At 63.3% G+C, this 22,169-nt stretch carries 22 protein-coding genes and 1 other annotated feature; of the genes, 14 read left to right on the forward strand and 8 right to left on the reverse strand.

Translation table 11 applies throughout. The features are described 5' to 3' along the window. Nucleotides 1–31 precede the first annotated feature (31 nt). Nucleotides 32–1,057 (forward strand): aldo/keto reductase, encoded by a 1,026-nt coding sequence (locus KIT02_RS04005; RefSeq protein WP_297582515.1) that lies wholly within the window; start codon nucleotides 32–34, stop codon nucleotides 1,055–1,057. A gap of 163 nt (nucleotides 1,058–1,220) precedes the next feature. Here KIT02_RS04005 and dprA read toward each other — a convergent pair whose 3' ends face one another. Beyond that, nucleotides 1,221–2,345, reverse strand: a complete 1,125-nt coding sequence (gene dprA / locus KIT02_RS04010; protein ID WP_297582517.1) for a DNA-processing protein DprA — start codon at nucleotides 2,343–2,345, stop codon at nucleotides 1,221–1,223. 4 nt (nucleotides 2,346–2,349) lie between these two features. Further along, nucleotides 2,350–2,955, reverse strand: a complete 606-nt coding sequence (gene plsY / locus KIT02_RS04015; protein WP_297582520.1) for a glycerol-3-phosphate 1-O-acyltransferase PlsY — start codon at nucleotides 2,953–2,955, stop codon at nucleotides 2,350–2,352. 163 nt (nucleotides 2,956–3,118) lie between these two features. Between plsY and rnr the strand changes: the two genes are divergently transcribed. Further along, nucleotides 3,119–5,398, forward strand: a complete 2,280-nt coding sequence (rnr, locus tag KIT02_RS04020) for a ribonuclease R (RefSeq protein ID WP_297582523.1) — start codon at nucleotides 3,119–3,121, stop codon at nucleotides 5,396–5,398. Beyond that, nucleotides 5,395–5,796 carry a DUF983 domain-containing protein gene (locus KIT02_RS04025; protein ID WP_297582526.1) on the forward strand — a complete coding sequence of 134 codons (402 nt, stop codon included), beginning with the start codon at nucleotides 5,395–5,397 and terminating at the stop codon, nucleotides 5,794–5,796. The genes rnr and KIT02_RS04025 overlap by 4 nt, the downstream gene beginning before the upstream one ends. Before the next feature lie 245 nt (nucleotides 5,797–6,041). Here the strand turns inward: KIT02_RS04025 and KIT02_RS04030 are convergent, their stop codons facing one another. Next, nucleotides 6,042–6,458: a hypothetical protein gene (locus KIT02_RS04030; protein ID WP_297582528.1), complete on the reverse strand. Its 417-nt coding sequence runs from the start codon at nucleotides 6,456–6,458 to the stop codon at nucleotides 6,042–6,044. 117 nt (nucleotides 6,459–6,575) lie between these two features. On the opposite strand from KIT02_RS04030, the gene rpmG reads away from it, so the two are divergent. Beyond that, nucleotides 6,576–6,743, forward strand: a complete 168-nt coding sequence (gene rpmG / locus KIT02_RS04035) for a 50S ribosomal protein L33 (protein ID WP_297582533.1) — start codon at nucleotides 6,576–6,578, stop codon at nucleotides 6,741–6,743. Between the two features lie 458 nt (nucleotides 6,744–7,201). On the opposite strand, the gene KIT02_RS04040 is transcribed toward rpmG, so the two are convergent. Further along, nucleotides 7,202–8,572, reverse strand: coding sequence for a PleD family two-component system response regulator (locus KIT02_RS04040; protein ID WP_297582542.1), 1,371 nt, complete (start codon nucleotides 8,570–8,572; stop codon nucleotides 7,202–7,204). A gap of 89 nt (nucleotides 8,573–8,661) precedes the next feature. Next, nucleotides 8,662–9,033, reverse strand: a complete 372-nt coding sequence (locus tag KIT02_RS04045) for a response regulator (RefSeq protein ID WP_297585104.1) — start codon at nucleotides 9,031–9,033, stop codon at nucleotides 8,662–8,664. Between the two features lie 139 nt (nucleotides 9,034–9,172). Here KIT02_RS04045 and KIT02_RS04050 point away from each other — a divergent pair, with 139 nt between their 5' ends. The 6 genes from KIT02_RS04050 (at nucleotide 9,173) to KIT02_RS04075 (ending at nucleotide 14,068) form a co-directional block, all read left to right on the forward strand. Further along, on the forward strand, nucleotides 9,173–9,451 hold the full coding sequence (locus KIT02_RS04050) for a DUF3572 family protein (RefSeq protein WP_297582545.1): 279 nt from the start codon (nucleotides 9,173–9,175) through the stop codon (nucleotides 9,449–9,451). Nucleotide 9,452: 1 nt separating this feature from the next. Next, nucleotides 9,453–10,781 (forward strand): DNA polymerase IV, encoded by a 1,329-nt coding sequence (locus KIT02_RS04055; RefSeq protein ID WP_297582547.1) that lies wholly within the window; start codon nucleotides 9,453–9,455, stop codon nucleotides 10,779–10,781. Further along, nucleotides 10,778–11,236: a RidA family protein gene (locus KIT02_RS04060; RefSeq protein WP_297582550.1), complete on the forward strand. Its 459-nt coding sequence runs from the start codon at nucleotides 10,778–10,780 to the stop codon at nucleotides 11,234–11,236. Before KIT02_RS04055 ends, KIT02_RS04060 begins: the two co-directional genes overlap by 4 nt. Nucleotides 11,237–11,577: 341 nt before the next feature. Then, on the forward strand, nucleotides 11,578–12,342 hold the full coding sequence (locus KIT02_RS04065; protein ID WP_297582553.1) for a glycerophosphodiester phosphodiesterase family protein: 765 nt from the start codon (nucleotides 11,578–11,580) through the stop codon (nucleotides 12,340–12,342). Next, a complete protein-coding gene (locus KIT02_RS04070; protein ID WP_297582556.1) occupies nucleotides 12,329–13,498 on the forward strand; it encodes a GNAT family N-acetyltransferase in 1,170 nt (389 codons plus the stop codon). Before KIT02_RS04065 ends, KIT02_RS04070 begins: the two co-directional genes overlap by 14 nt. A 153-nt stretch (nucleotides 13,499–13,651) precedes the next feature. Continuing rightward, on the forward strand, nucleotides 13,652–14,068 hold the full coding sequence (locus KIT02_RS04075; protein WP_297582558.1) for an HIT family protein: 417 nt from the start codon (nucleotides 13,652–13,654) through the stop codon (nucleotides 14,066–14,068). A 255-nt stretch (nucleotides 14,069–14,323) separates the two neighbouring features. Here the strand turns inward: KIT02_RS04075 and KIT02_RS04080 are convergent, their stop codons facing one another. Continuing rightward, on the reverse strand, nucleotides 14,324–15,805 hold the full coding sequence (locus tag KIT02_RS04080) for a SulP family inorganic anion transporter (protein ID WP_297582560.1): 1,482 nt from the start codon (nucleotides 15,803–15,805) through the stop codon (nucleotides 14,324–14,326). Between the two features lie 107 nt (nucleotides 15,806–15,912). Next, nucleotides 15,913–15,969 (reverse strand) — a sequence feature (sul1 is cis-regulatory element that is thought to sense ions involved in sulfur or methionine metabolism; They are found in Alphaproteobacteria). Between the two features lie 93 nt (nucleotides 15,970–16,062). Continuing rightward, the gene (locus tag KIT02_RS04085) at nucleotides 16,063–16,428 is read right to left on the reverse strand and encodes a YciI family protein (protein ID WP_297582563.1); all 366 of its coding nucleotides are present in this window, start codon (nucleotides 16,426–16,428) and stop codon (nucleotides 16,063–16,065) included. Nucleotides 16,429–16,554: 126 nt separating this feature from the next. Here KIT02_RS04085 and KIT02_RS04090 point away from each other — a divergent pair, with 126 nt between their 5' ends. From KIT02_RS04090 to KIT02_RS04105, 4 genes are all read left to right on the forward strand, one after another. Further along, nucleotides 16,555–17,187, forward strand: coding sequence for a GntR family transcriptional regulator (locus tag KIT02_RS04090; RefSeq protein ID WP_297582565.1), 633 nt, complete (start codon nucleotides 16,555–16,557; stop codon nucleotides 17,185–17,187). Nucleotides 17,188–17,305: 118 nt separating this feature from the next. Beyond that, complete coding sequence (locus tag KIT02_RS04095) at nucleotides 17,306–17,896, forward strand: biotin transporter BioY (protein WP_297582572.1); 591 nt, start codon at nucleotides 17,306–17,308, stop codon at nucleotides 17,894–17,896. Next, nucleotides 17,893–18,309: a DUF1284 domain-containing protein gene (locus tag KIT02_RS04100; protein WP_297582574.1), complete on the forward strand. Its 417-nt coding sequence runs from the start codon at nucleotides 17,893–17,895 to the stop codon at nucleotides 18,307–18,309. The genes KIT02_RS04095 and KIT02_RS04100 overlap by 4 nt, the downstream gene beginning before the upstream one ends. Before the next feature lie 323 nt (nucleotides 18,310–18,632). Next, nucleotides 18,633–19,583 (forward strand): hypothetical protein, encoded by a 951-nt coding sequence (locus tag KIT02_RS04105; RefSeq protein ID WP_297582577.1) that lies wholly within the window; start codon nucleotides 18,633–18,635, stop codon nucleotides 19,581–19,583. Between the two features lie 246 nt (nucleotides 19,584–19,829). On the opposite strand, the gene clpA is transcribed toward KIT02_RS04105, so the two are convergent. Further along, nucleotides 19,830–22,169: an ATP-dependent Clp protease ATP-binding subunit ClpA gene (gene clpA, locus KIT02_RS04110; RefSeq protein ID WP_297582579.1), complete on the reverse strand. Its 2,340-nt coding sequence runs from the start codon at nucleotides 22,167–22,169 to the stop codon at nucleotides 19,830–19,832.

The following is a 22,169-nucleotide window of genomic DNA, read 5'->3' on the forward strand; positions in this document are numbered from 1 at the left end:
ACGGCCTTCATCGGTCTGAGGAGAACCCGAAATGGAATATCGCAAGCTCGGCAATTCCGGAGCCGTCGTCACCAATCTGTGCCTCGGCACCATGACATTCGGCGCCGAAAGTGACGAAGCCACCGCCTTTGCCATCATGGACGACTATGTCGAGGCCGGCGGCAATTTTCTCGACACGGCCGATGTCTATTCCGCCGGTATTTCCGAGGAAATCATCGGCCGCTGGCTCAGGGGCAAGAACCAGCGCGATCTGGTCATCGCCACAAAAGCGCGCTTTCCCATGGGCACTGGCGCCAACCATCACGGCACCTCGCGCAAACACCTTGCCGAGGCCTTGGAGGCTTCCCTCACGCGCCTCGGCGTCGAGCAGATCGACCTCTATCAGATGCACGCCTGGGACGCCCTGACCCCGCTTGAGGAAACCCTGCGCTTCCTCGACGACGCGGTCCGCGCCGGCAAGATCGCCTATTATGGCTTTTCCAACTATCTGGGCTGGCACATCACCAAGGCGGTCTGGCTGGCGAAAATGCAGGGCTTTGCAGCGCCCGTAACGCTGCAGCCGCAATACAACCTGCTGGTGCGCGACATCGAACATGAAGTGATTCCGGCCTGCCTTGATGCCGGCATGGGTCTGTTGCCGTGGTCGCCGCTGGGTGGCGGCTGGCTCTCCGGAAAATATCGGCGCGACCAGATGCCGAGCGGCGCCACACGTCTAGGCGAAAATCCCAAGCGCGGCATGGAAGCCTATGAAAAACGAAATGCGGAGGAGCGCACCTGGGCCGTCATCGGCGCGGTGGAAGACATTGCCAAGGCGCGCGGCGTTTCGATGGCGGAAGTCGCACTCGCCTGGCTTGCTGACCGCCCGGCCGTCACCTCGGTCATCCTCGGGGCCCGAACCCGCGATCAACTGAAGGCCAATCTCGGCGCCGGTGACCTGCATCTCACCGCCGAGGAGACCGAGGGGCTGGACACCGTCAGCAAGCCGCCCGTCGCCGACTACCCCTATGGCGCCGGCGGCATCCAGCAACGCAACCGCAAGATCGAAGGCGGCCGCTGACCGTCCCTTCGGGATAGGCCATGCCCGCCAGCGACCCCTTTCTTGGATTTTGACGGGCCAGAACAGGCCCCCGCCACGATGTCATCCCGGCGCAGGCCGGGATCCATCTCCGCATCTCTCCACAGACTAGGTGGACCCAACCAAACCGCGAGTGCGCCCCTCCTCACCCATGCCGTCGAGCGACCAATTGGCCGCTCGACCACTCAACCTGTCCCGCCAGATCCAGTTCGAGCAACACGATCTGCATGGCATGGGGCCCGATTCCCGTCTGCGCGATCAGTTCATCCACCTCCACCGGCGTCGTCGACAGGGCCTCCAACACCCGGTCGCGGTCAGATTCCGCCAGCTGCAGATCATCGGGCACCAAGGCGCCATCCGGCCGCCATTCCGGCTCGAACAGGCTTTTTCGCGACGGGTCGGCGCCACTCAGCGCCTCGATGATATCGCTCGCCGAGGTGACCAGCCGCGCCCCGTGCTGGATGAGATGATTGGCCCCTTCCGAGCGCGGGTCGAGCGGCGAACCGGGCACGGCAAACACCTCCCGGTCCTGTTCCAGCGCCAGCCGCGCCGTGATCAGCGAGCCCGACCGCTTGGCTGCCTCGACCACCACCACGCCCAGCGACAGACCCGAAACCAGCCGGTTACGCCTCGGAAAGTCGCGCGCCCTCGGCTCCCAACCCAGCGGCATTTCCGTGATCAGCGCCCCGCCATTGTCGAGAATGTCGTGCGCCAGGGGAATATTCTCGTCCGGATAGATGCGGTCGAAGCCACCAGCCAGCACGGCAACTGTGCCGGTCGCAAGGCTTGCCCGATGGGCCGCCGTATCGATACCGCGCGCCAGCCCGGAAACCACCACATACCCGGCAGCTCCAAGGTCCCCGGCCAGCATCCGCGTCATCTTCACCCCGGCGGAGGATGCGTTTCGCGCCCCCACGATCCCCACGCTGCGCCGCCAGTCGAGCCTTTCGCCCCCGGCCATGGTCACAAGTGGCGGCGCGCCGGAAATGTGATTGAGATGGGCCGGATAATCGGCCTCGCATTGCGCCACGAGCCGGGCGCCATACCGTTGGAGACCAGCAATCTCATCCTCGGCACGGGCCCTGGAGATGACGCTGAGCGGGCGACCCGCCCCCTTGCTCAGTCCCGGCAGCGCCTCGATTGCCGCATCTGCCGATCCAAAGCGATTGAGCAACTGCCGAAAGGTCACCGGCCCGATATTGTCGGTCCGCACCAGCCGTAGCCAGGAAATGCGTTGGTCCGGCGTCAGCGTGATCGACACCGGCCCCATGGGCTCAACTGGCCTTCTTGCCGTTGATTGTCGGTTCCGTGCCCTTGAGCAGGCGCGCAATGTTCTCGCGGTGCTGGAAGAACAGCAGCAGCGCCAGTCCCAGCACCACCAGGGCCAGCCGCTCGTTATTGAGCACATAGGCAAAGATGGGCGCCGTCGCCGCCGCTGTGAGCGCCGCCAGCGACGACATCTTGCGGGCAAAGGCAATCAACAGCCACACGGCGCAGAAGATGAGCCCCACCGGCCAGGCAAGCGCCAGCAACGACCCGATCATCACCGCCACGCCCTTGCCGCCCTTGAATCCGAGCCAGACGGGAAAGCAATGGCCGAGAAAGGCACCCAGTGCCGCCAGGCGCGCTGCATCCTCGCCCCAGAAATACCGGGCAAGAAGAATGGGCACCACGGCCTTGAGCGCGTCGAGCACCAGTGTCGCGGCGGCGATCTGGCGATTGCCGGTGCGCAGCACATTGGTCGCGCCGATATTGCCGGAGCCGATATTGCGGATATCGCCCAGTCCGGCCGCGCGCGTCAGCAGCAGGCCAAACGGGATGGAGCCGGACAGGTAGCCGAGCACGGCGGCCAGCACGAGCGAAAGAATGTCGGTGGGCATGATATCGCCTCCCCTTTTCACCCAGAGTTATCCCCTTGCCCGGCGGGCTCACAAGGAAAAAGCGGGGCAAGCCCACAATCAAAGTGGCCCGCCTGGCCGCCTGCACATTTGGCAAAGCCGGCCCGATCCCCTACATAGAGGCCAAATTCCAAGGCACGATCCGATGGCCAAATCCCCCAAAACCAAGAACACGTCCGGTCCCAAACGCCCGCGCAAGGTCGCCGCCTATGAGCTGCCCACCCGCGAGCAGCTTCTTGAGGCTCTGGCGCAGCAGGACGACATCAAGGGCAAGCGCGATCTGGCCAAGGTCTTCGGCATTCGCGGCGATCTGCGCAAGCCGTTCAAGGCCATGCTGAACGAGCTTGAGGGCGAGGGCGTCATCACCCGCACCCGCAAGACCCTGCGCCGCACCGCCGCCCTGCCCCACGTCACCGTGCTCGATATTCCCACCGATGCCGACCCGGACGATCTGCATGCCTTCCCGGCCCAGTGGAACGACGAGGAAGGTGAAAGGCCCCGCGTCCGCGTTCTGGTCGATGGCCGCTCCCGCGTGGTGCCCGCGCCCGGCGACCGCATCCTGGCGCGCATCGACGCCGGCGAAGACCTGGTCCCGGACTACACCGCCAAGCCGATGAAGGTCCTCGACAAGCCGCGCCGCGCCCATATCGGCATCGTGCGCATGGACAACGAGGGCGCCCGCCTCATTCCGATCGATCGCAAGCAGAAGGAAATGCGCATTCCCCTGGGCGATCTCGGCGAGGCCAGCGACGGTGACCTGGTCGAGGTCGACGTCAAGATGTCGGGGCGCCTGATGATTCCCCGCGCGCGGGTCTCCACTGTCATCGGCAATCCCCGCTCGGAAGGCGCAGTTTCCCTCATCGCCATCCACAATCTCGAAATTCCGCACGTCTTCCCGGCCAGTGTCGTGCGCGAGGCCGGGGAGGCCAGGGAAGCCACGCTCAAGGGCCGCGAGGATTGGCGCGACCTGCCCCTCATTACCATCGACCCCGCCGACGCCAAGGACCATGACGACGCCGTCCACGCCGCGGCCGACGAGGACGCGGCCAATCCCGGCGGCTTCGTCGTCACCGTCGCCATTGCCGACGTGGCCGCCTATGTGCGCCCCGGCACGCCGCTCGACCGGGAAGCCTATCTCCGCGGCAACTCGGTCTATTTCCCCGACCGCGTCGTGCCCATGCTGCCCGAGCGCATTTCAAACGAGTTGTGCTCGCTCAAGGAAGGCGTGCCGCGCGCCGCGCTTGCCGTCCGCATGGTCATGGGTGCCGACGGCCGCAAGAAGAGCCATTCCTTCCATCGCATCCTCATGCGTTCGGCCGCAAAACTCTCCTATCAGCAGGCCCAGGCCGCCATCGACGGCACGCCCGACGACCAGACCGGCCCCCTGCTCGAACCCATCCTGAAACCGCTCTGGGCCGCCTATGCCGCCATGGCCAGGGCCCGCGATCAGCGCGGCCCTCTCGATCTCGACCTGCCGGAGCGGAAGATCCTGCTCGACGACAAGGGTTTCGTCCGCGACATCCGTATTCCAGAGCGGCTCGATGCCCATCGGCTCATCGAGGAAATGATGATCGCCGCCAATGTGGCCGCGGCCGAAACGCTGGAGCAGAAGCGCAGCGAACTGCTCTATCGCGTCCATGACGAACCGAGCTCGGAAAAACTGCAGGCCCTGCGCGAGTTTCTGGGCAGCCTCGATATCTCGGTCAAGAAGTCGGACAGCGTCCGTGCCGCCGATTTCAACGGCATTCTCGGCCAGGCCCGCAAGGCCGGCAATATCGAGCAGGTCAGTGAAATGGTGCTGCGCAGCCAGGCCCAGGCCGAATATGCGGCCGAGAATTATGGCCATTTTGGCCTCAATCTCGACCGCTACGCCCACTTCACCTCCCCAATCCGCCGCTATGCCGACCTCATCGTCCACCGGGCGCTGATCCGAGCGTTGGGGCTGGGCGATGATGGCCTCACCGAGCAGGAAGCGACCAAGCTTGCCGGCATTGCCCAACACATCTCGGCCACCGAGCGCCGCGCCATGCTGGCTGAACGGGAAACTTCCGACCGCCTCCTGGCGCAATATCTCGCCGACCGCATCGGCGCCCAGTTCGACGGCCGCATTTCGGGCGTCACCCGTTCCGGGCTGTTCATCCGCCTCCTCGAAACCGGCGCCGACGGCTTTATCCCGGCCTCCACTCTCGGTCAGGATTTCTACCGCTATGTGGAAGAGCGCCAGGCCATGATCGGCGAACGGTCGGGCGAAACCTTCACCCTTGGCGACCGGGTGCTGGTCCGCCTCTTGGAAGCAGCGCCTGTCGCAGGCGCCCTCAGATTCGAGCTTTTGTCGGAAGGCAAGCGCGGCAATCCGCCATCTGGAAGGCGGCCACGAAAAGGTCCATCTAAGAGCTACGGCCCCAAGGGACGGAGAAAACGATGAACCCCGGACAGATCGAAACCCTCGAACAGCGCAGCGTTGCCCAGGCCATGTGGCGCGGCACCTTGTGCAAGTGCCCCCATTGCGGCCAGGGGCGGGTCTTCACCGGCTATCTCAAGGTCGCCAGCGCGTGCAACGCCTGCGGCGAGGAACTCCTCCATCATCGCGCCGACGACTTTCCGCCCTATATCGCCATCATGATCGTCGGCCACCTCTTGGTCGGCATCATGCTGCACATGGAAATGGTCTGGCACGTCAATCCGCTGACCTATCTCTACACCATGGTCCCGCTGGCCATCGTCCTCCCGCTCCTCATGCTGCCCTCCATCAAGGGCGCCATTGTCGGCCTCCAATGGGCAAACAGGATGTATGGCTTCGCCGGCGGTCTGCGCAGCAGATGAAAGGCTCCAGTGGAGCCTTTCAAGCCAAGAAGGCCAGGACAGCTACGCTGGACTGGCGGGGCGGCCCGTCGCGCAGCGCGAATTGATCCAGTGGATCAATTCGAGGTCCGAAGGCCAGGAGACTTCGATCCGTGCCAAAGGCAAAATCGTCCCGGTGGGACGATTTTAGGTGAGAAGGCCACGAGAGCTAAGCTCGAGTGGCGGGCTCGAGTGGCGGGCAAAATTGCCACCCCAACTCCACCCCCTCACGCAAACCGGCTCCCCTCCCTCGCCTTGACCATCTCGCGCGGCCGAAACCGCAGGGCGGACCATTCGTCATCGACGGCGATCTGGCGCACCGGCCGCCACCCGGCGGCTTCGAGCGGTTCCCAACCGGCATCGCGATTGAGCCCGGCGGCCTTGGCAGCGGGCCCCTTGCGATAGGCAACCCAGAGCAGTCCGTCCGCGGGCAGGTTTGACAACAGCCGGGGCACCAAGTCCTTCACTTCGCTGGCGCCGGTGAAGAAGCACAGGATCGCATCGGGAGCCTCCGGGTCATCGACAATTTCGAGACCGGCACTGGCCGAAAGTTGACCGGCAATGCCCGAGGGTGCATTGACCAGCCAGACCCGGCTGCCCGGCTTGATCTGCAGCTTGGCCGCCAATTCTGCTTGTGCGCTCATATGCTTCTCCTGCACACACGCTATTACCTTGACAACAGGCCGTAAATCCGTAGGTTGCGCGCAAATTCCGGCGCTGCCCCGTGTGCGGCGCCTTTCGCTTTGTGAAGGACCACGAAAATGGCCAAGGCCGCCACCATCAAGATCAAGCTCGTTTCGTCGGCCGACACCGGCTATTTCTACGTTGCCAAGAAGAACGCCCGTACCCAGACCGAGAAGCTCTCGTTCAAGAAGTACGACCCGGTCGTTCGCAAGCACGTCGAATTCAAGGAAGCCAAGATCAAGTAATCTGGTCCTTCCATACCGAATCAACAAAGCCCCGCAAGCAATTGCGGGGCTTTTGTTTTAGGTCGATTCCGGCGGTCACTCTACACCGCCGGGATGTCTCCTTACGCCACAGGGATCTCACCCACACCACCGAGTCACTCCCGCGAAAGCGGGAGCCTCTGGTTCCGGCCTAACCGTCTCGGGCAGCGCTGCTTTGGAAAAGAGTGGCTGGTCCGGAGCGGCATGTCGAAGAGGCCACTCTGTCCGCATCCGGACCAACCGCCCTACGGGACTCAGGAGTTGCGGCGGACCTGAGATGGGCCGTAGGGAATCTGCGGTAGGCGCGGCAATCGCCAAGTCCACCGTTAGAAAAACCCTATGCCCGATGCGGAAAAATACCAACTAAATCTGATGGTTAACGCAGATCAACTCCGCATTAATCATAATGCATAACCCTAATGCATCAACTTGCTGCTGTTTCATGCCGCATCGAAGATGACGCGGTTCCGCCCTTCATGCTTGGCGCGATAGAGTGCCACGTCGGCGCGCTTGATCAGCATTTCAGCCGTATCCGCGGGCGTCTCGATGCGGGAGGCGCCGATCGATACGGTCACCGATAGCGGCCGGCCGCCGCTCACCTCGAACGCGCGCTCGGCGATGGATTGACGGACGCGCTCGGCCACGGCCTCTGCCTGGGCACTGTCCGTATCGGGCATGAGCACCACGAATTCCTCGCCACCCATGCGGCACGCCAGGTCGACACCGCGGATATTGCGTTTGACGCGCGCCGCGAACTCTCTGAGCACGGCGTCGCCGGCATCATGGCCATGGCCGTCATTGACCGCCTTGAAGTGGTCGATATCGAGGATCATGACGGCCAGGTCGCGCCCCTGCTCATGGGCCTTGCCCAGCATGACATGCAGGTGCCGTTCGAAATAGCGGCGGTTGTAGAGCCCGGTCAGCTCGTCCGTCACCGCCAGGGCCATGGTGTTGTTGACGCTTTCGCGCAGTTCCAGCGCATAGCGGTGGCGCCGGATCTGCGTGCGCACCCGCGCCGCCAGCTCATTGCGCTCGACTGGCCGGCTGATGAAGTCGTTGACCCCGAGATCGAGTGCCCGCACCACGCGCGGCTTGTCGGCTTCCTCGGAGATCAGGATAATCGGCAGGTTGCGCGCATGTTCGACATTGCGGATCTGCGAGCAGACCCGCAGCGGGTCAAAACCCTCCAGCCCCATGCTGACCAGCGCCAGTTCATATCGCGCCCCAGACACCTGGAACACCGCATCCGCGGGCTCAGTAAGAAGGTCCACCTTGTGGTCGGGCTCCAGATAGGCCTTGATCCGCTCGCCCTGGCGCCTGTCGGTATCCACGATCAGCATTGAGCCGCCCGAGGCCGAAATGGTGTCCATGGCCCGCAGCGCGTCCTCGATGGCGATCTGCTGACCCGTGAGCGCACGGGCCCGCAGTTCATCGGTCAGCGATTTCAGGCGCACAAGGCTCTTCACCCGCGCCATGAGTTGCATGTCGTCGACCGGCTTGGTGAGAAAGTCGTCGGCGCCAACTTCCAGCCCCAGGACCCGGTCGGATGGCTGGTCGAGCGCCGTGACCATGAGCACGGGCACGTGATGCGTTCTGGTGCTCGCCTTCAAACGGCGGCATACCTCGAACCCATCCATGTCCGGCATCATCACGTCGAGCAGCACGATGTCGACATCCTGCGTCTGGCAGATTTCGAGTGCCTCCGGCCCCGAAGTCGCCGTCAGCACCTCGTAATATTCGGCCGTCAGCCGCGCTTCGAGCAGCCGCACATTGGTGGGAATATCGTCGACAATCAGAACGCGCGCAGTCACGCCACTACCCCGGAAACCATCAGCCCGCCACCCGCGTCCACGAGCAGCGTCGAGCCCCGCCAGAGATCGGACCGGATACGCGTGTCCGCTCAGGCCTGTCCAATGTAGTGGGCAATGGTTTCCAGAAAGTGAGACACCGAGATGGGCTTGGAAATATAGCCCTCACAACCGCCCTGCAAAATGCGCTCTTCATCGCCCTTCATGGCGAATGCGGTGACCGCGATCACCGGGATATGCGCCAGCTGGTCATCATCCTTGAGCCATTTGGTCACGACGAGGCCGGAGACTTCGGGCAGCTGGATGTCCATCAGAATCAGATCCGGCATATGCGCCCGCGCCAGATCGAGTGCTTCCATCCCGTTGCGGGTCTGGATGACACTATAGCCGCGCGACTCGAGCAGATCGTTGAAGAGCTTCATGTTGAGCTCGTTGTCTTCCACGATCATCACAGATTTGGGCATTTTCCCTCGCTTGGGCACCATCGGCACCCAGGGTATCCAGAATGGTCGGGTCTCATCGACCCAGTCGCGCAATGCTTCGATTTTCCCGCCATTTCGGCTAGCATCGAATCCGTTACAAAACACCAAATGAGGCGACGCAGTGCCCCGTTCCGACCATGCGGCCCCCGACCGCGCCGCTTTTGCCGACGCCTGCCTTGCCTATCTGGCCGAAAACCCCGACGAACTGCTCTCCTTCTTGCAGCAGGCCGGGCTGACCCCGCAGGCCCTGCGCGACGCCATGGGCACCGAGCGGCTTCAACAGGGTCTGCTGGACCATTTTGCCGCAAACGAAGCGATTCTGCTCGCCCTATGCGCGAATGCCGGCATTGCCCCCGAATCCTTCATGCGCGTGTGGCACAAGCACAATCAGGTCGAGTGACATGGCCCCGACCTGGCTTTGCCGCGATTGCCTCAGCACCGGCCCGGGAGACACCCATCAGCGCTGTCCGTGCTGCGGGTCGCCACGCCTGCGCAGCCATGTCGAATTGTCAGAACTCTCCATCGCCCATGTCGATTGCGACGCCTTCTATGCCTCGGTCGAAAAACGCGACGACCCATCGCTCAGGGACAAGCCGCTGATCATCGGCGGCGGCGTGCGCGGCGTCGTCTCCACCTGTTGTTACATTGCCCGCCAGTCCGGCGTGCGCTCGGCCATGCCCATGTTCAAGGCCCGCGAGCTCTGCCCCGACGCCGTCGTCATCAAGCCGGACATGAGCAAATATGTCGAGGTTTCCCGGCAGATCAGGCGTCACATGGAGGCACTGACACCGCTGGTCGAGCCCATCTCCATCGACGAGGCCTTTCTGGACCTCACCGGCACCGAGCGCACCCACAGGGCCCCGCCTGCTCTCAGCCTCGCCCGCTTTGCCAAGACTATCGAGGAGGACATCGGCGTCACCATTTCCGTCGGCCTTAGTCACAACAAATTCCTGGCCAAGATCGCCTCCGATCTCGACAAGCCGCGCGGCTTTGCCGTTATTGGCAAGGCCGAAACCATAGATTTTCTCGCCCCCAAGCCCATCAGCATCATCTTCGGTGTCGGCAAGGTGTTTTCCGAAACCCTAAAGCGCGATGGATACCACACCATCGGCCAGTTGCAGCAGGAAGACCCCCACCGGCTCATGCGCCTTTATGGAGAAACCGGCGCCCGCCTGGCGCGCCTCGCCCAGGGCCAGGACAGCCGCGTCGTCGCCACCGATGGCGAAATGAAATCGGTCTCCTCGGAAACCACGTTCAATACCGACATTGCGGGGCTCGAAGCGCTCTCCACCGAGCTGCTCAAATGCAGCGAACGCCTCTCCGAACGCCTCAAGACCAAGAACCTGGTCGGCGATACGGTGACGCTCAAGCTCAAGACCGCCGGATTTAAGTTGCGCACGCGCGCCCGACACCTGATGATGCCCACACAGCTTGCCAACGTTCTCTACGAAGCCGGCCTCGGCCTGTTGCAGCGTGAGGCGGATGGCACCGCGTTTCGACTGATCGGCATCGGCATTTCCGGATTGGAACAGGCCGATGGCACCGATCCGGCCGATCTTCTGGAGCCGCAAGTGGCCCGGAAAGCAGCGGCCGAACGCGCCATGGACCGTGTTCGCAGCCGATTCGGCCGCGAGGCGGTGGTGCGGGGCAAGTTGTACCAGACCCGGACCGATGCTGCCGCGCCGGTATCGGAAGAAGAAGCAGACGACCTCGAAGGCAGGACCAGATGACCGATCCGATCGAAAAGCTCCGTGAATATGGCTATGAGCTCCCCGCCCCCAAGGCGCCGGTGGCCAGCTATGTCCCCGTCACCCGCACCGGAAACCTCATTTACGTGTCCGGACAGATTTCCAGCAATGAAGCCGGCGTCGTCCAGGGCCGGCTGGGCGACAACATGAATGTCGTCCAGGGCGGCAATGCCGCCGAGCTCTGCGCCGTCAACATCATGGCGCAGGTGGTCCACATGGCCGGCGTGCCCCTCAATGAGATCAAGCAGATCGTCAAGCTCACCGTGCTCGTCGCCTCCGCGCCCGAATTTTTCGAGCAGCACCTGGTGGCCAATGGCGCCTCCAACCTCTTCGTCGGCGTCCTGGGCGACAAGGGCAAGCACGCCCGCGCCGCCTTCGGCGTCGCCTCCCTGCCCCTGGGCGCCGCCGTCGAAATCGACGCCGTCATCGAAGTCTGAGCCCGCTTCGAGGATTCAGCAGGCACCCGCCTCCTCCTTAGGTGGAGTGTACCAGGCGCGATTCCCTCGAATTCGCACGGTGTCATCCCCGCGAAAGCGGGGACCTCCGTTTCCCGCAACAGGGGTTCCCGCTTTCGCGGGAATGACCTTGTGGTTCAGACCTGCCCCCACCTCCTCTGATGGGAGAGGTAGCGCCGCTAGGCCCAAAGGGCCGTAGCAAAGCTGGGTGGGGGTGATCCTGAGGGGGTGACGACACAGTCGCAATCAGCAATGATCCAAATCGCAATAATGCTGTCACGCAGACATGCGATCTCGCCCGCCCGGACAACAGGCATATTTCAATGACCCAGCCCCTTTTCCCTCGCCCCATCGCCCATCGCGGCCTGCACGATCGTGCCGCCGGTGTCATCGAAAACACCAGGACCGCCTTCGATGCGGCAATCGAGGGCAATTTCGCCATCGAGTGCGATCTGCAACTGACCAGCGATGGCATTCCCATCGTTTTCCATGACCGCAAGCTCACCCGCCTGACGGGCGCCGAAGGCGTGGTCTATGAGCGCACCGCCGCCGAAATGCAGCGCCTGACGCTGCTCGACAGCGCAGCCGCCGACACGCCGCAGACATTCAAGGAATTTCTAGCCCAGGTCGATGGCCGCACCCAGCTTCAGATCGAGCTCAAGCCCCAGATCGATGACGCATCGCGCCAGCAACTGGCGAAGGCGGCAGCCGATGCCCTCAAGACCTATCAGGGCCCGGCCACCGTCGAATCCTTCGACCCGCGCCTCATCTCCCTGGTCCGCGACGCCGGTTTTTCCGGGCCGCGCGGCATCATCCTCCACAATTTCGAGCTTGAGGCGAACCATGGCGACCGCTCGCCGGAGGAGCGCTACATCCTCACGCACCTGCTGCATTGGCTGGAGACGCGCTTCGATTTCATCTCCTGCGACCATGAGGCCCTGGATCTGCCGGCCATCGCCTTCTGGCGCGCCCTTGGCAAGCCAGTAACCGCCTGGACACTCAAGTCCATGGTTGAATTCAAGGCGGTCCCTCCCCATTTCGACCAGATCGTCTTTGAAGGCTTCAATCCAGACAGTGCCAGCGCCTAGCTACACGGCCACGATCCATCCCAGCACGGCCTCCATAGGGGCCGCGGCCTGGAACAGCCTTGTCCCGCAGACCGATGGCGTCGTCGACAATCCCTTTCTCGACCACGCCTTTTTCCTCGCCCTCGAGGAATCGGGCTGCGCCACCGGCAAGACCGGCTGGCAGCCGCAACACATCCTGTTGAGCGACGAGGCCGGCACCCCAGTCGGCCTCATGCCGCTATTTCTCAAGTCCCACTCCATGGGCGAATATGTCTTCGACCATGGCTGGGCCAACGCTTTGGAGCGGGCCGGGGGGCGCTACTATCCGAAACTCCAGGGCTCGGTGCCGTTCACGCCCGCAACCGCGCCCAAATTGCTGATTCCCTCAGCCAGCCTCGATGCGCAATCGGCCCTGCTCTCGACCGCACAGCAATTGGCTGCCCGCACCGAGGCGTCCTCCGTGCATCTCACCTTCGTCCCCGAAGCCGAGGCCAGCCTGGCCGAAACCGTCGGCTGGCTGCATCGCACCGATACCCAGTTCCACTGGCACAATCGCGGCTACACTGATTTCGAGCAGTTCCTCGACACCCTCGCGTCCCGCAAGCGCAAAACCATCCGCCGCGAGCGCCGCGACGCCCTCGTGGATGGCATCACCGTCAAATGGCTGACCGGGGCCGAAATCACCGAGGCGCATTGGGATGCCTTCTTCGATTTCTACGAGGATACCGGCGCCCGCAAATGGGGCCGGCCCTATCTCAACCGGGCGTTCTTCTCCCTGCTCGGCCAGTACATGGCCGACGGCGTCGTGCTGATGCTGGCCTACGACGGCCCAAATCCCATTGCCGGGGCTATCAACTTTCGCGGCCGCGACCGCCTCTTTGGGCGCAATTGGGGCGCCATCCGCGACGTGCCGTTTCTCCATTTCGAGGTCTGCTACTATCAGGCCATCGATTACGCCATTGCCCACAAACTCGCTGTCGTCGAAGCCGGCGCCCAGGGCGAGCACAAGCTTGCCCGTGGCTATGAGCCCGTCCTCACCCATTCGGCCCATTGGATCGGCCATCCCGGCCTGCGCCGCGCCGTCGCCGACTACCTCGCCGAAGAACGCCCCGCCGTCGAGCACCAGCAGGAAGTCCTAGAAACCTTCACCCCCTTCCGCAAGGGCGACCGGCAATAGCGACGGGCCCAGTCGGATGAACACACACCGGCTCACTCCTCCCCCTACTTCAGGGGGAGGTCGGGTGGGGGTGGCCCGAAGCGCCTAACAGGTCGGGATGACAGGCCTCACGCGAACCAATAGAGATACGTCAGCACCAAAGGACGCACCGCCATGACCTATGACCCCGCCAATATCTTCGCAAAAATCCTTGCCGGTGATCTGCCCTGCCACAAGGTCCATGAAGACGAAACGGCCCTGGTGATGATGGACATCTTTCCCCAGTCAAAGGGCCACACCCTGGTCATCCCCAAGGCCGCTTCGCGCAACCTGCTCGATGCCGATCCAAAGGCCCTCGCTGCCGTGATGCCGCTGGTCCAACGCGTCGCCAGGGCGGTCAAGGCCGCCACCAATGCAGACGGCATCCGCCTCGCCCAATTCAACGAAGCCCCCGCCGGCCAGACGGTCTTTCACCTGCATTTCCATATCATTCCCGCCTATGAGGGCGTTGCCCTGGGAACCCATGGCGGCGGCAAGGCCGACGACGCCGAACTCGCGGCCCTGGCCCGCGACATCGCAGCCAAGCTCTAGACCACTTCACGACAGGACTGAATCGTCGGAGCCTTTCCCTTCTCCCCTGAGGGGAGAAGAGCCTGCCCCGGACTTGATCCGGGGTGGCGCGAAGCGCCGGATGAGGGGTTCACTCTCGCGTTCTTGTCGAGGGGCCTTCACCCCTCACCCCATCCCTCTCCCCTGAGGGGAGAGGGGGCGATGAAGGCGATGGTTCAGTTTAAGGGCGAAACGCTCTTGAAGGGAAAGCCCGGCATGGAGCCGGGCCTTTATCTTTCAGTGGCCGACCAGCAGGTCGCCATTGGCCTTCTGGTGTACGCCCAGATTGTCGACGATCGTCGCGCTCGCCTTGTTGAGGCCTGACAGGGTCACCTCGCGCCCCAGCTTGCGGAACTTGATCACCGCTTTGTCGATGCTGGCGACGCTGGAAATATCCCAGATATGGGCATGGGTGAGGTCGATGACCACGCGCTCCACCGGCTCCTCGAAGTCGAACGCCGCCGAAAACTGTTCGGCCGAGGCGAAAAACAGCTGCCCCTGCACGTGATAGATTCGCGTCTTGCCGTCGGTGCTCAATTCTTTGCGCACCTCAAAGATCTGCGAAATCTTCCAGGCGAAGAAGACGCCCGAGAGCAGCACGCCCACCAGAACCCCGATCGCCAGGTTGTGCGTATAGACCACGAAGGCGACCGTCGCCAGCATGACCACCGAGGATGATCGCGGGTGGTCCCGCAGATTGGCGATCGAGCGCCAGTCGAAGGTTCCGATGGACACCATGATCATGATGGCCACCAGGGCAGGCATGGGGATATTGCGCAGGAGGTCCCCCAGGATCACCAGCAGTACCAGCAGGTACGCTCCGGCCAGGAAGGTCGATAGGCGACCACGGCCGCCCGAGCGCACATTGATGCCCGATTGCCCGATCATCGCGCACCCCGCCATGCCGCCGAAGAAGCCTGAAGCGATGTTGGCGATGCCCTGCCCCACGCTTTCCATGCGCTTGTCGCTGGGCGTATCGGTGAAGTCGTCGATGATCTGCGCGGTCATCAGCGATTCCAGCAGGCCCACGGCCGCGACCCCGACCGAATAGGGCAGGATGATCCACACCATGTCGAGCGACAGCGGCACATTGGGGATCAGCAGGAATGGCAGGCTTGTGGGCAAAGCACCCATGTCACCGACCAGATGCACGTCGAGCCCGCCGAAAAACACGATCAACCCGACAACCACAATGGCCACCAGCGGCGACGGAATGGCCGTCGTCACCCGCGGAAACAGGTAGATGATGGCCAGCGACAAGGCGATCATCGGATAGGTCATCCACGGCACGCCGATCAATTCGGGCAGTTGCGCCATGAAGATCAGGATCGCCAGCGCATTGACGAAGCCGGTCATCACCGATTTCGACACGAAGCGCATCACCTGATGCAGCTTGAGATAGCCCGCACCGATCTGCAACAGGCCCGCCAGGATGGTGGCCGCCAGCAGATAATCGAGCCCGTGCTCGCGCACCAACGACCCCATCAGCACCGCCGTCGCGGCTGTTGCTGCCGAGATCATGGCCGGCCGGCCGCCGAAGATGGAAATGACAATGGCGATGACCACCGATGCATAGAGGCCCACTTTTGGGTCGACGCCGGCAATGATCGAAAAGGCAATGGCCTCGGGCACCAGCGCCAGAGCCACGACGAGGCCGGAGAGCAGGTCTCCCCGCACATTCCGCAGCCATTCGGCGCGGTAGTTTTCAGACATGAACATGAACAAGACCCAGAGCAACGGGCGGCAAGGCGCAGCGCGCGATCCGCGGCCCATTGCGTCAGAAGTTTGGCCCGCACCTGAAGGGTGGCGATCGAACCCAACTTTTCTTGTGACCGGGGGATAGGCGCCCGGAGAAGCCACCCGGGCAGGCGCCCGAGTCCGACGAACCCGCTGGTTCTGGCCCAAATGCGCCCCGATCGCAAGCCGTGGCCGCCAGATCCGCGACCATCCCGGCCCCGTTCACACCGGGATTGGGCTCAGTAATTCGCCCCGCCGGCGATTTCGCGCAGCTCCAGCACGATATTGGACAGGCCATTGTCGATGTGCATCTGCAGGAATTCCCGCGCCAAAGCCGTGGCCCCGTCGAGATCGGACGCCTCGAACACGGCATAGCCGCCGACCACTTCCTTGGCCTCGGCAAAGGGTCCGTCGGTCACCGCAACCGCCCCACCCTGCCCGCCAAGCCGCCGGCCCTCTTCGGCAGGCTTCAACCCGCCGGTCGACACCAGCGCCCCTGAAGCCAGGTTCTTTTCCATCCACGGCCCCATGGCATCCATGAGCCCCTGCGACACGTCTTCGGGCTTGAGATCGGCCGGCGGAATGATCGCCATGAAATAACGCATGAATTGTCTCCTGTTCACCCCGGATGTGGGCGCTATGTCGAAACGACGGATGGCGCGGGCAGATTTCGACAACTTGCCGCCGATAAGCTGATCGACAATCCCGGACATTAGAATTATCTATAATCTATGACGAAAGCAAAACCAGATACCATCGCCGCGCAGATCAGCCGCATCCTTGCCAACCGCATCATCGGGGGCGAGATCGAGGCCGGTGCCAAGCTGCGCCAGGACCATATTGCCGAGGAGTTTGGTGCCAGCCACGTGCCGGTGCGCGAGGCGTTCCGGCGGCTCGAGGCGCAGGGGCTGGTGGTGAGCGAGCCACGCCGTGGCGTGCGGGTTGCCAGCTTCAGTCTCGGAGACGTCCGCGAAGTCGCCGAAATGCGGGCCGCGCTGGAAGTCCTGGCGCTCCGTAACGCCGCGCCGCACCTGACAAAAGCCCGCCTCGACCAGGCCGAAGCGGTCAATCGCACCTGCGATCAGGCCCGGGACGTGCAGAGCTGGGAGGCAGCGAACCGCGCCTTTCACCGGCTCATCATGGAGCCCTGCGGCATGCCACGCCTGCTCAAGGCGATTGACGACCTGCACACGGCCAGCGCCCGCTTCCTGTTCTCCGGCTGGCGGGCGGAATGGGACACGCCTACCGATCGCGACCACAAGGCGATTCTCGCCGCCTTGCGCGTCGGCGACGTCGAAACAGCCGCAGCGGTGCTGGCGCGCCACGTCCAGTGGACCGGCCAGAAAGTCCCGAAATCAGGTTGATTCCAGCCCCGCCATGTCCTCCATTCAGGTTTGCGCTTGCCAGCGCCTGAATTCTGTGGAGTCCTTTAGCGATAGATATCTATTTTATCTATAATTCACAACACTGGAGAGACTATCCATGACCAAGCTGGCCACCCCGACCCTGAAACCGGCCCAAATGCCCTTTGATCTCGCCAGCCGGCCCCTGCTCTGGCAGGCCGGTGCAGTCGTGATCGGCTCGCTGTTCCTGGCCCTGTGCTCGTGGATCGAGGTGCCGATGGTCCCGGTGCCGGTCACCATGCAGACGTTTGGCGTCGCGATGGTCGGGGCGCTCTATGGCTGGCGCCTGGGCGCCATTACCATCGTCGCATGGCTCCTCGAAGCCGCCCTGGGCCTGCCGGTCCTGTCCGGCGGCAGCGCCGGTGCGCATCACTTCGTCGGCCCGACAGCGGGCTATCTCTTCGCCTTCCCCCTCGTTGGCGCCCTCGTCGGCTGGCTGGCCGAGCGTGGCTGGAACGGCGCCCGGCCCCTCCTCGCCTTTGTGAGCATGCTGCTGGGCAATGCACTCTGCCTCGTCATCGGCGCCGCCTGGCTCGCCACCCTGATCGGCCTCGATCAGGCGATCGTGCATGGCGTAACGCCCTTCCTCATCGGCGCAGTTCTCAAATCCGCCCTTGGCGCGGCCGTATTGGCCCTGCTGGTGCGCGGCAAGACGCGCCCGGCCGCATGACGATCAGGCTGCGTCCGCACCATCTGCTTTGCCTGCTCACCTATGCCGGCAAGGGCTACAGCCCCGCGTTCACCGCCAATTATGACGGGATCGCGGGGCGGATTGCCGATGGCGAGGACATCGTGATCGTGGAGGGGCCCGACGACATTTGCGCGCCCCTCCTGTCCGAGGCCGATCCGCATTGCAGGCGGGACAGTGTCAGGGAACGGGACCGGCTCGCCGCCTCCGCCCTGACCCCGCTCCTGCCCGGCCCCGTACAAAGCGGCGCCAGACTGGCGCTTGATCCCCCACGCCTCACCCAAATGCGCCAGGCCTTCGCCGCCAACACCATCCGCGCCGCCTGCTCAGGCTGCGAATGGCACACCCTTTGCAGCACCATCTCCGCCAATGGCTACGCGGGAACGCGGGTGTAGCGCGGAGAGAAGACCTGGTGCCGTGTTTTGATGAAGGGCCGGACTTCGTCACATCTGGAGCAATAAGCGGACCAACTGTCGACGCGCTTACTGCCGAAAAAGCAGGCGTTGCGAGTTTCCATCCAGCATGAGTCCTTGCGCCGTCACCTGCAGGAAGAGCCAAAAAGATGGGTTATCCGCTCTCCGGGCGCCGCCAGACCACGTGGCCTTGCTGTACAACCATAGGCAGTTGCAGGCTTCAGGTTCCGGACATCCCAAATAGCAGTCATTGACTTGGCGATGGCGGCAATGTTGTGCTCGCTTGGCCTGCCAGCGGGGACACCATGACATTTGAAGCTGCACTCGCCAGTCACGACCGCGAAGCTGTCGTTGCGTGTCCCAAGAGTGAGCTTCATACGCACGCAACCCTTGGCGGAAGCCGAAGCTTTGTCCGTGAGAAGACTGGTATCGACATTGCTCCGCTCGATCGCGTTTTGTCGTCCATGGACGAGATGCACGAATGGGTAGGTGCAAATCGGATTGGCGAGGCCTTCCCTGGCGCGAGCGGACGAATGCTGGCACTCGAGGCAACATTCGTTCAGGCCAAGGAAGACGGCGTTACGCGCCTTGAAGCCGGAGAAGATGTTTGGGCGCTAACCCTTTGGAATGGTGACGCCTTGGCGCTCACTCAGGCCATGCGGGAAATCCACGAACGAGTGGCACCTGAGATCGAATGGATCGCTCAATTGGGACTGTCGCGACACTGCCCGGTCGACGCCCTCATGAGTTGGACTATGCCGTTACTGGAGACAGGTTCCTACCGAAGTATCGACCTATACGCAGACGAACTTGCTCAGCCCATCGGCGTATTCAAGCCCATCTATAGAGCCGCCCAGGCAAAGGGCCTGCAACTCAAGGCTCATGTGGGAGAATGGGGAACAGCAGACGACGTCTGGCAGGCGGTCGAAGAACTCGGGCTCGATGAAGTCCAGCATGGAATTGCAGCAGCGAAATCGCCCGCCGTCATGCGCTTCCTTGCGGACCACAATATTCGGCTCAACATCTGTCCGACATCCAACGTCATGCTTGGCCGGGTCGATAGCATCGCGAACCATCCAATTAGAACACTTTACGACGCGGGCGTAATCGTCACGATCAGCACCGACGACGTCCTCGTGTTTGGCGCCAGCGTTTCCGAGGAATATTTCCGGCTTCATGACGCAGGCGTCTTCTCCGCCGCCGAGTTGAACCAGATCAGGTTGAACGGCTTAACGGATCCAGTCGTGGTGCGATGATCATGTTTGGAAAATGGAGGTGCCGCAGATATTCGCCTACCTTCCCCCACCCACCGGGCGTCACCCTCGGGCTTGACCCGAGGGCTCTGTACTTCAAATTTTGCCCTGCCCAGTAGGCTCAAAGGCCCGCGCTTGGGTAACCAGGCCAACCGCAACGCGCCCCCCTCCAGCCACCAGAATGCCAGCACCCCCGAAAAAAGGCCGGGATCACTCCCGGCCTCTACCATTTAAGTTCGTTGATGCAGCTCAGCTCTTGTCGGCCGTTGCCTTGGGCTTCTTGGGCTTGGGCAGGGCCTTGGGCTTGGCCGGACGGGGTGGCGTCGCCACCAGTTCCAGCTTGGCCTCAGCGCCCTCGCCCACAACGGCAACGGTGACATTGCCGCCATTGACCAGTTCGCCGAACAGCACCTGGTCGGCCAGCGGCTTCTTGACGTGTTCCTGGATCACGCGGCCCAGCGGCCGGGCGCCCATGCGTTCGTCATAGCCGTGCTCGGCCAGCCAGTCGGCGGCTTCGGGCGTGAGGTTGATCGTGACGCCGCGTTCGGCCAACTGGCCTTCGAGCTGCAGCACGAATTTCTCCACCACGCGGCGCACCACTTCGCGCGGCAGTGGCGCGAAGGAGATGATGGCGTCGAGCCGGTTGCGGAACTCGGGCGTGAAGGTGCGGTTGATCGCCTCTTCATCATCCCCCTGCTCGCGCTTGCGGCCGAAGCCGATGGGCGCGCGCGCCAGTTCCGAAGCCCCGACATTGGAGGTCATGATCAGGATCACGTTGCGGAAGTCGACCGACTTGCCGTTGTGGTCCGTCAGCTTGCCGTGGTCCATCACCTGCAACAGGATGTTGTAGAGATCGGGATGGGCCTTTTCGATTTCGTCCAGCAGCACCACGCAATGCGGATGCTGGTCGACGCCGTCCGTGAGAAGCCCGCCCTGATCGAAGCCGACATAGCCCGGAGGCGCGCCGATCAGGCGCGACACGGTGTGCCGCTCCATATATTCGGACATGTCGAAGCGCAGCAGTTCCACACCCAGCGTATCGGCCAGTTGCTTGGCCACTTCGGTTTTGCCGACGCCGGTCGGACCGGTAAACAGATACGAACCGATCGGCTTTTCCGGCTCGCGCAGCCCGGCCCGCGCCAGCTTGATGGCACTGGTCAGGGCGACGATGGCCTGATCCTGCCCGAACACCACCGTCTTGAGGCTCTGTTCCAGTCCCGACAGCAATTCGGCGTCGGACTTGGAGACCGATTTGGGCGGAATGCGCGCAATGGTGGCGATAGTCGCCTCGATGTCCTCGACATCGATGACCTTCTTGCGCTTGTCCTCGGTTACCAGCATCTGGCTGGCGCCGGTCTCGTCGAGCACGTCGATGGCCTTGTCCGGCAGCTTGCGGTCGGTGATGTAGCGCGCCGACAGTTCGACCGCCGCCTTGAGGGCGTCGTCGGTGAACTTGACCTTGTGGAACTCCTCGAAATAGGGCCGGAGGCCCTTCACGATCTCGATGGCGTCCGGCACGGTCGGCTCGTTGACGTCGATCTTCTGGAAGCGGCGGACCAGGGCCCGGTCCTTCTCGAAGAACTGGCGGTATTCCTTATAGGTCGTCGAGCCGATGCAGCGGATCGCGCCGCTCGCCAAAGCTGGCTTGAGCAGGTTCGAGGCATCGAGCGCCCCGCCCGAGGTGGCCCCGGCACCGATCATGGTGTGGATTTCGTCGATGAAGAGTACCGCATTGGGCATCTTCTCGAGTTCCTTCATCACCGCCTTGAGCCGTTCCTCGAAATCGCCGCGATAGCGCGTTCCGGCCAGGAGGGCGCCCATGTCGAGCGCATAGATCACCGCGTCCTTGAGCACTTCGGGCACGTCGCCTTCGGTGATCTTGCGGGCCAGGCCCTCGGCAATGGCCGTCTTGCCCACGCCGGCATCGCCGACATAGATCGGGTTGTTCTTGGAGCGCCGGCACAAAACCTGGATGGTGCGGCGCAGTTCGGCATCGCGGCCGATCAGCGGATCGATCTTGCCGGCCTTGGCCTTGTCATTGAGATTGACGCAGAAATCGGCCAGGGCTGAGCTCTTCTTGCCCTCCCCGCTGCCTTCGGCCCCAGCCTCGCCATCCTCGGCCCCGCGCACCTTGCGCTCTTCGGCCGGGCCGGATTTGGTGATGCCGTGGCTGATGAAGTTGACCGCGTCGAGCCGGGTCATGTCCTGTTGTTCAAGGAAATAGGCCGCGTGGCTTTCCCGTTCGGCAAAGATCGCCACCAGCACATTGGCGCCGGTCACTTCTTCCCGTCCGGAGGATTGCACATGGATCACCGCGCGCTGGATCACGCGCTGGAAGGCGGCGGTCGGCCGCGCATCCTGGCCGTTGGGCACGACCAGGCTGTCCAGTTCCTCGTTGATGAAGTCTTCCAAGTCGCTCTTGAGCGCGTCGATATCGACATCGCAGCCGTTGAGCACCGCAATGGTCTCGCGGTCATCCGTCAGGGCCAGGAGCAGGTGCTCGAGCGTGGCGAACTCGTGGTTGCGCTCACGCGCCAGGTTCATCGCCTGATGCAGGGCCTTTTCGAGTCCGCGCGAAAATGAGGGCAT

Source organism: Devosia sp. (assembly GCF_025809055.1).
In the GTDB taxonomy this organism is placed as follows: domain Bacteria; phylum Pseudomonadota; class Alphaproteobacteria; order Rhizobiales; family Devosiaceae; genus Devosia.

Coding starts and splice junctions, on each gene's coding strand:
- clpA (WP_297582579.1), bottom strand. CDS start 22,169: ATGCCCTCATTTTCGCGCGGACTCGAAAAGGCCCTGCATCAGGCGATG.
- KIT02_RS04100 (WP_297582574.1), top strand. CDS start 17,893: ATGACGATCAGGCTGCGTCCGCACCATCTGCTTTGCCTGCTCACCTAT.
- KIT02_RS04065 (WP_297582553.1), top strand. CDS start 11,578: ATGACCCAGCCCCTTTTCCCTCGCCCCATCGCCCATCGCGGCCTGCAC.
- KIT02_RS04095 (WP_297582572.1), top strand. CDS start 17,306: ATGACCAAGCTGGCCACCCCGACCCTGAAACCGGCCCAAATGCCCTTT.
- KIT02_RS04005 (WP_297582515.1), top strand. CDS start 32: ATGGAATATCGCAAGCTCGGCAATTCCGGAGCCGTCGTCACCAATCTG.
- KIT02_RS04075 (WP_297582558.1), top strand. CDS start 13,652: ATGACCTATGACCCCGCCAATATCTTCGCAAAAATCCTTGCCGGTGAT.
- KIT02_RS04030 (WP_297582528.1), bottom strand. CDS start 6,458: ATGAGCGCACAAGCAGAATTGGCGGCCAAGCTGCAGATCAAGCCGGGC.
- KIT02_RS04060 (WP_297582550.1), top strand. CDS start 10,778: ATGACCGATCCGATCGAAAAGCTCCGTGAATATGGCTATGAGCTCCCC.
- dprA (WP_297582517.1), bottom strand. CDS start 2,345: ATGGGGCCGGTGTCGATCACGCTGACGCCGGACCAACGCATTTCCTGG.
- rpmG (WP_297582533.1), top strand. CDS start 6,576: ATGGCCAAGGCCGCCACCATCAAGATCAAGCTCGTTTCGTCGGCCGAC.
- KIT02_RS04085 (WP_297582563.1), bottom strand. CDS start 16,428: ATGCGTTATTTCATGGCGATCATTCCGCCGGCCGATCTCAAGCCCGAA.
- rnr (WP_297582523.1), top strand. CDS start 3,119: ATGGCCAAATCCCCCAAAACCAAGAACACGTCCGGTCCCAAACGCCCG.
- plsY (WP_297582520.1), bottom strand. CDS start 2,955: ATGCCCACCGACATTCTTTCGCTCGTGCTGGCCGCCGTGCTCGGCTAC.
- KIT02_RS04090 (WP_297582565.1), top strand. CDS start 16,555: ATGACGAAAGCAAAACCAGATACCATCGCCGCGCAGATCAGCCGCATC.
- KIT02_RS04105 (WP_297582577.1), top strand. CDS start 18,633: ATGACATTTGAAGCTGCACTCGCCAGTCACGACCGCGAAGCTGTCGTT.
- KIT02_RS04045 (WP_297585104.1), bottom strand. CDS start 9,033: ATGCCCAAATCTGTGATGATCGTGGAAGACAACGAGCTCAACATGAAG.
- KIT02_RS04025 (WP_297582526.1), top strand. CDS start 5,395: ATGAACCCCGGACAGATCGAAACCCTCGAACAGCGCAGCGTTGCCCAG.
- KIT02_RS04055 (WP_297582547.1), top strand. CDS start 9,453: ATGGCCCCGACCTGGCTTTGCCGCGATTGCCTCAGCACCGGCCCGGGA.
- KIT02_RS04080 (WP_297582560.1), bottom strand. CDS start 15,805: ATGTTCATGTCTGAAAACTACCGCGCCGAATGGCTGCGGAATGTGCGG.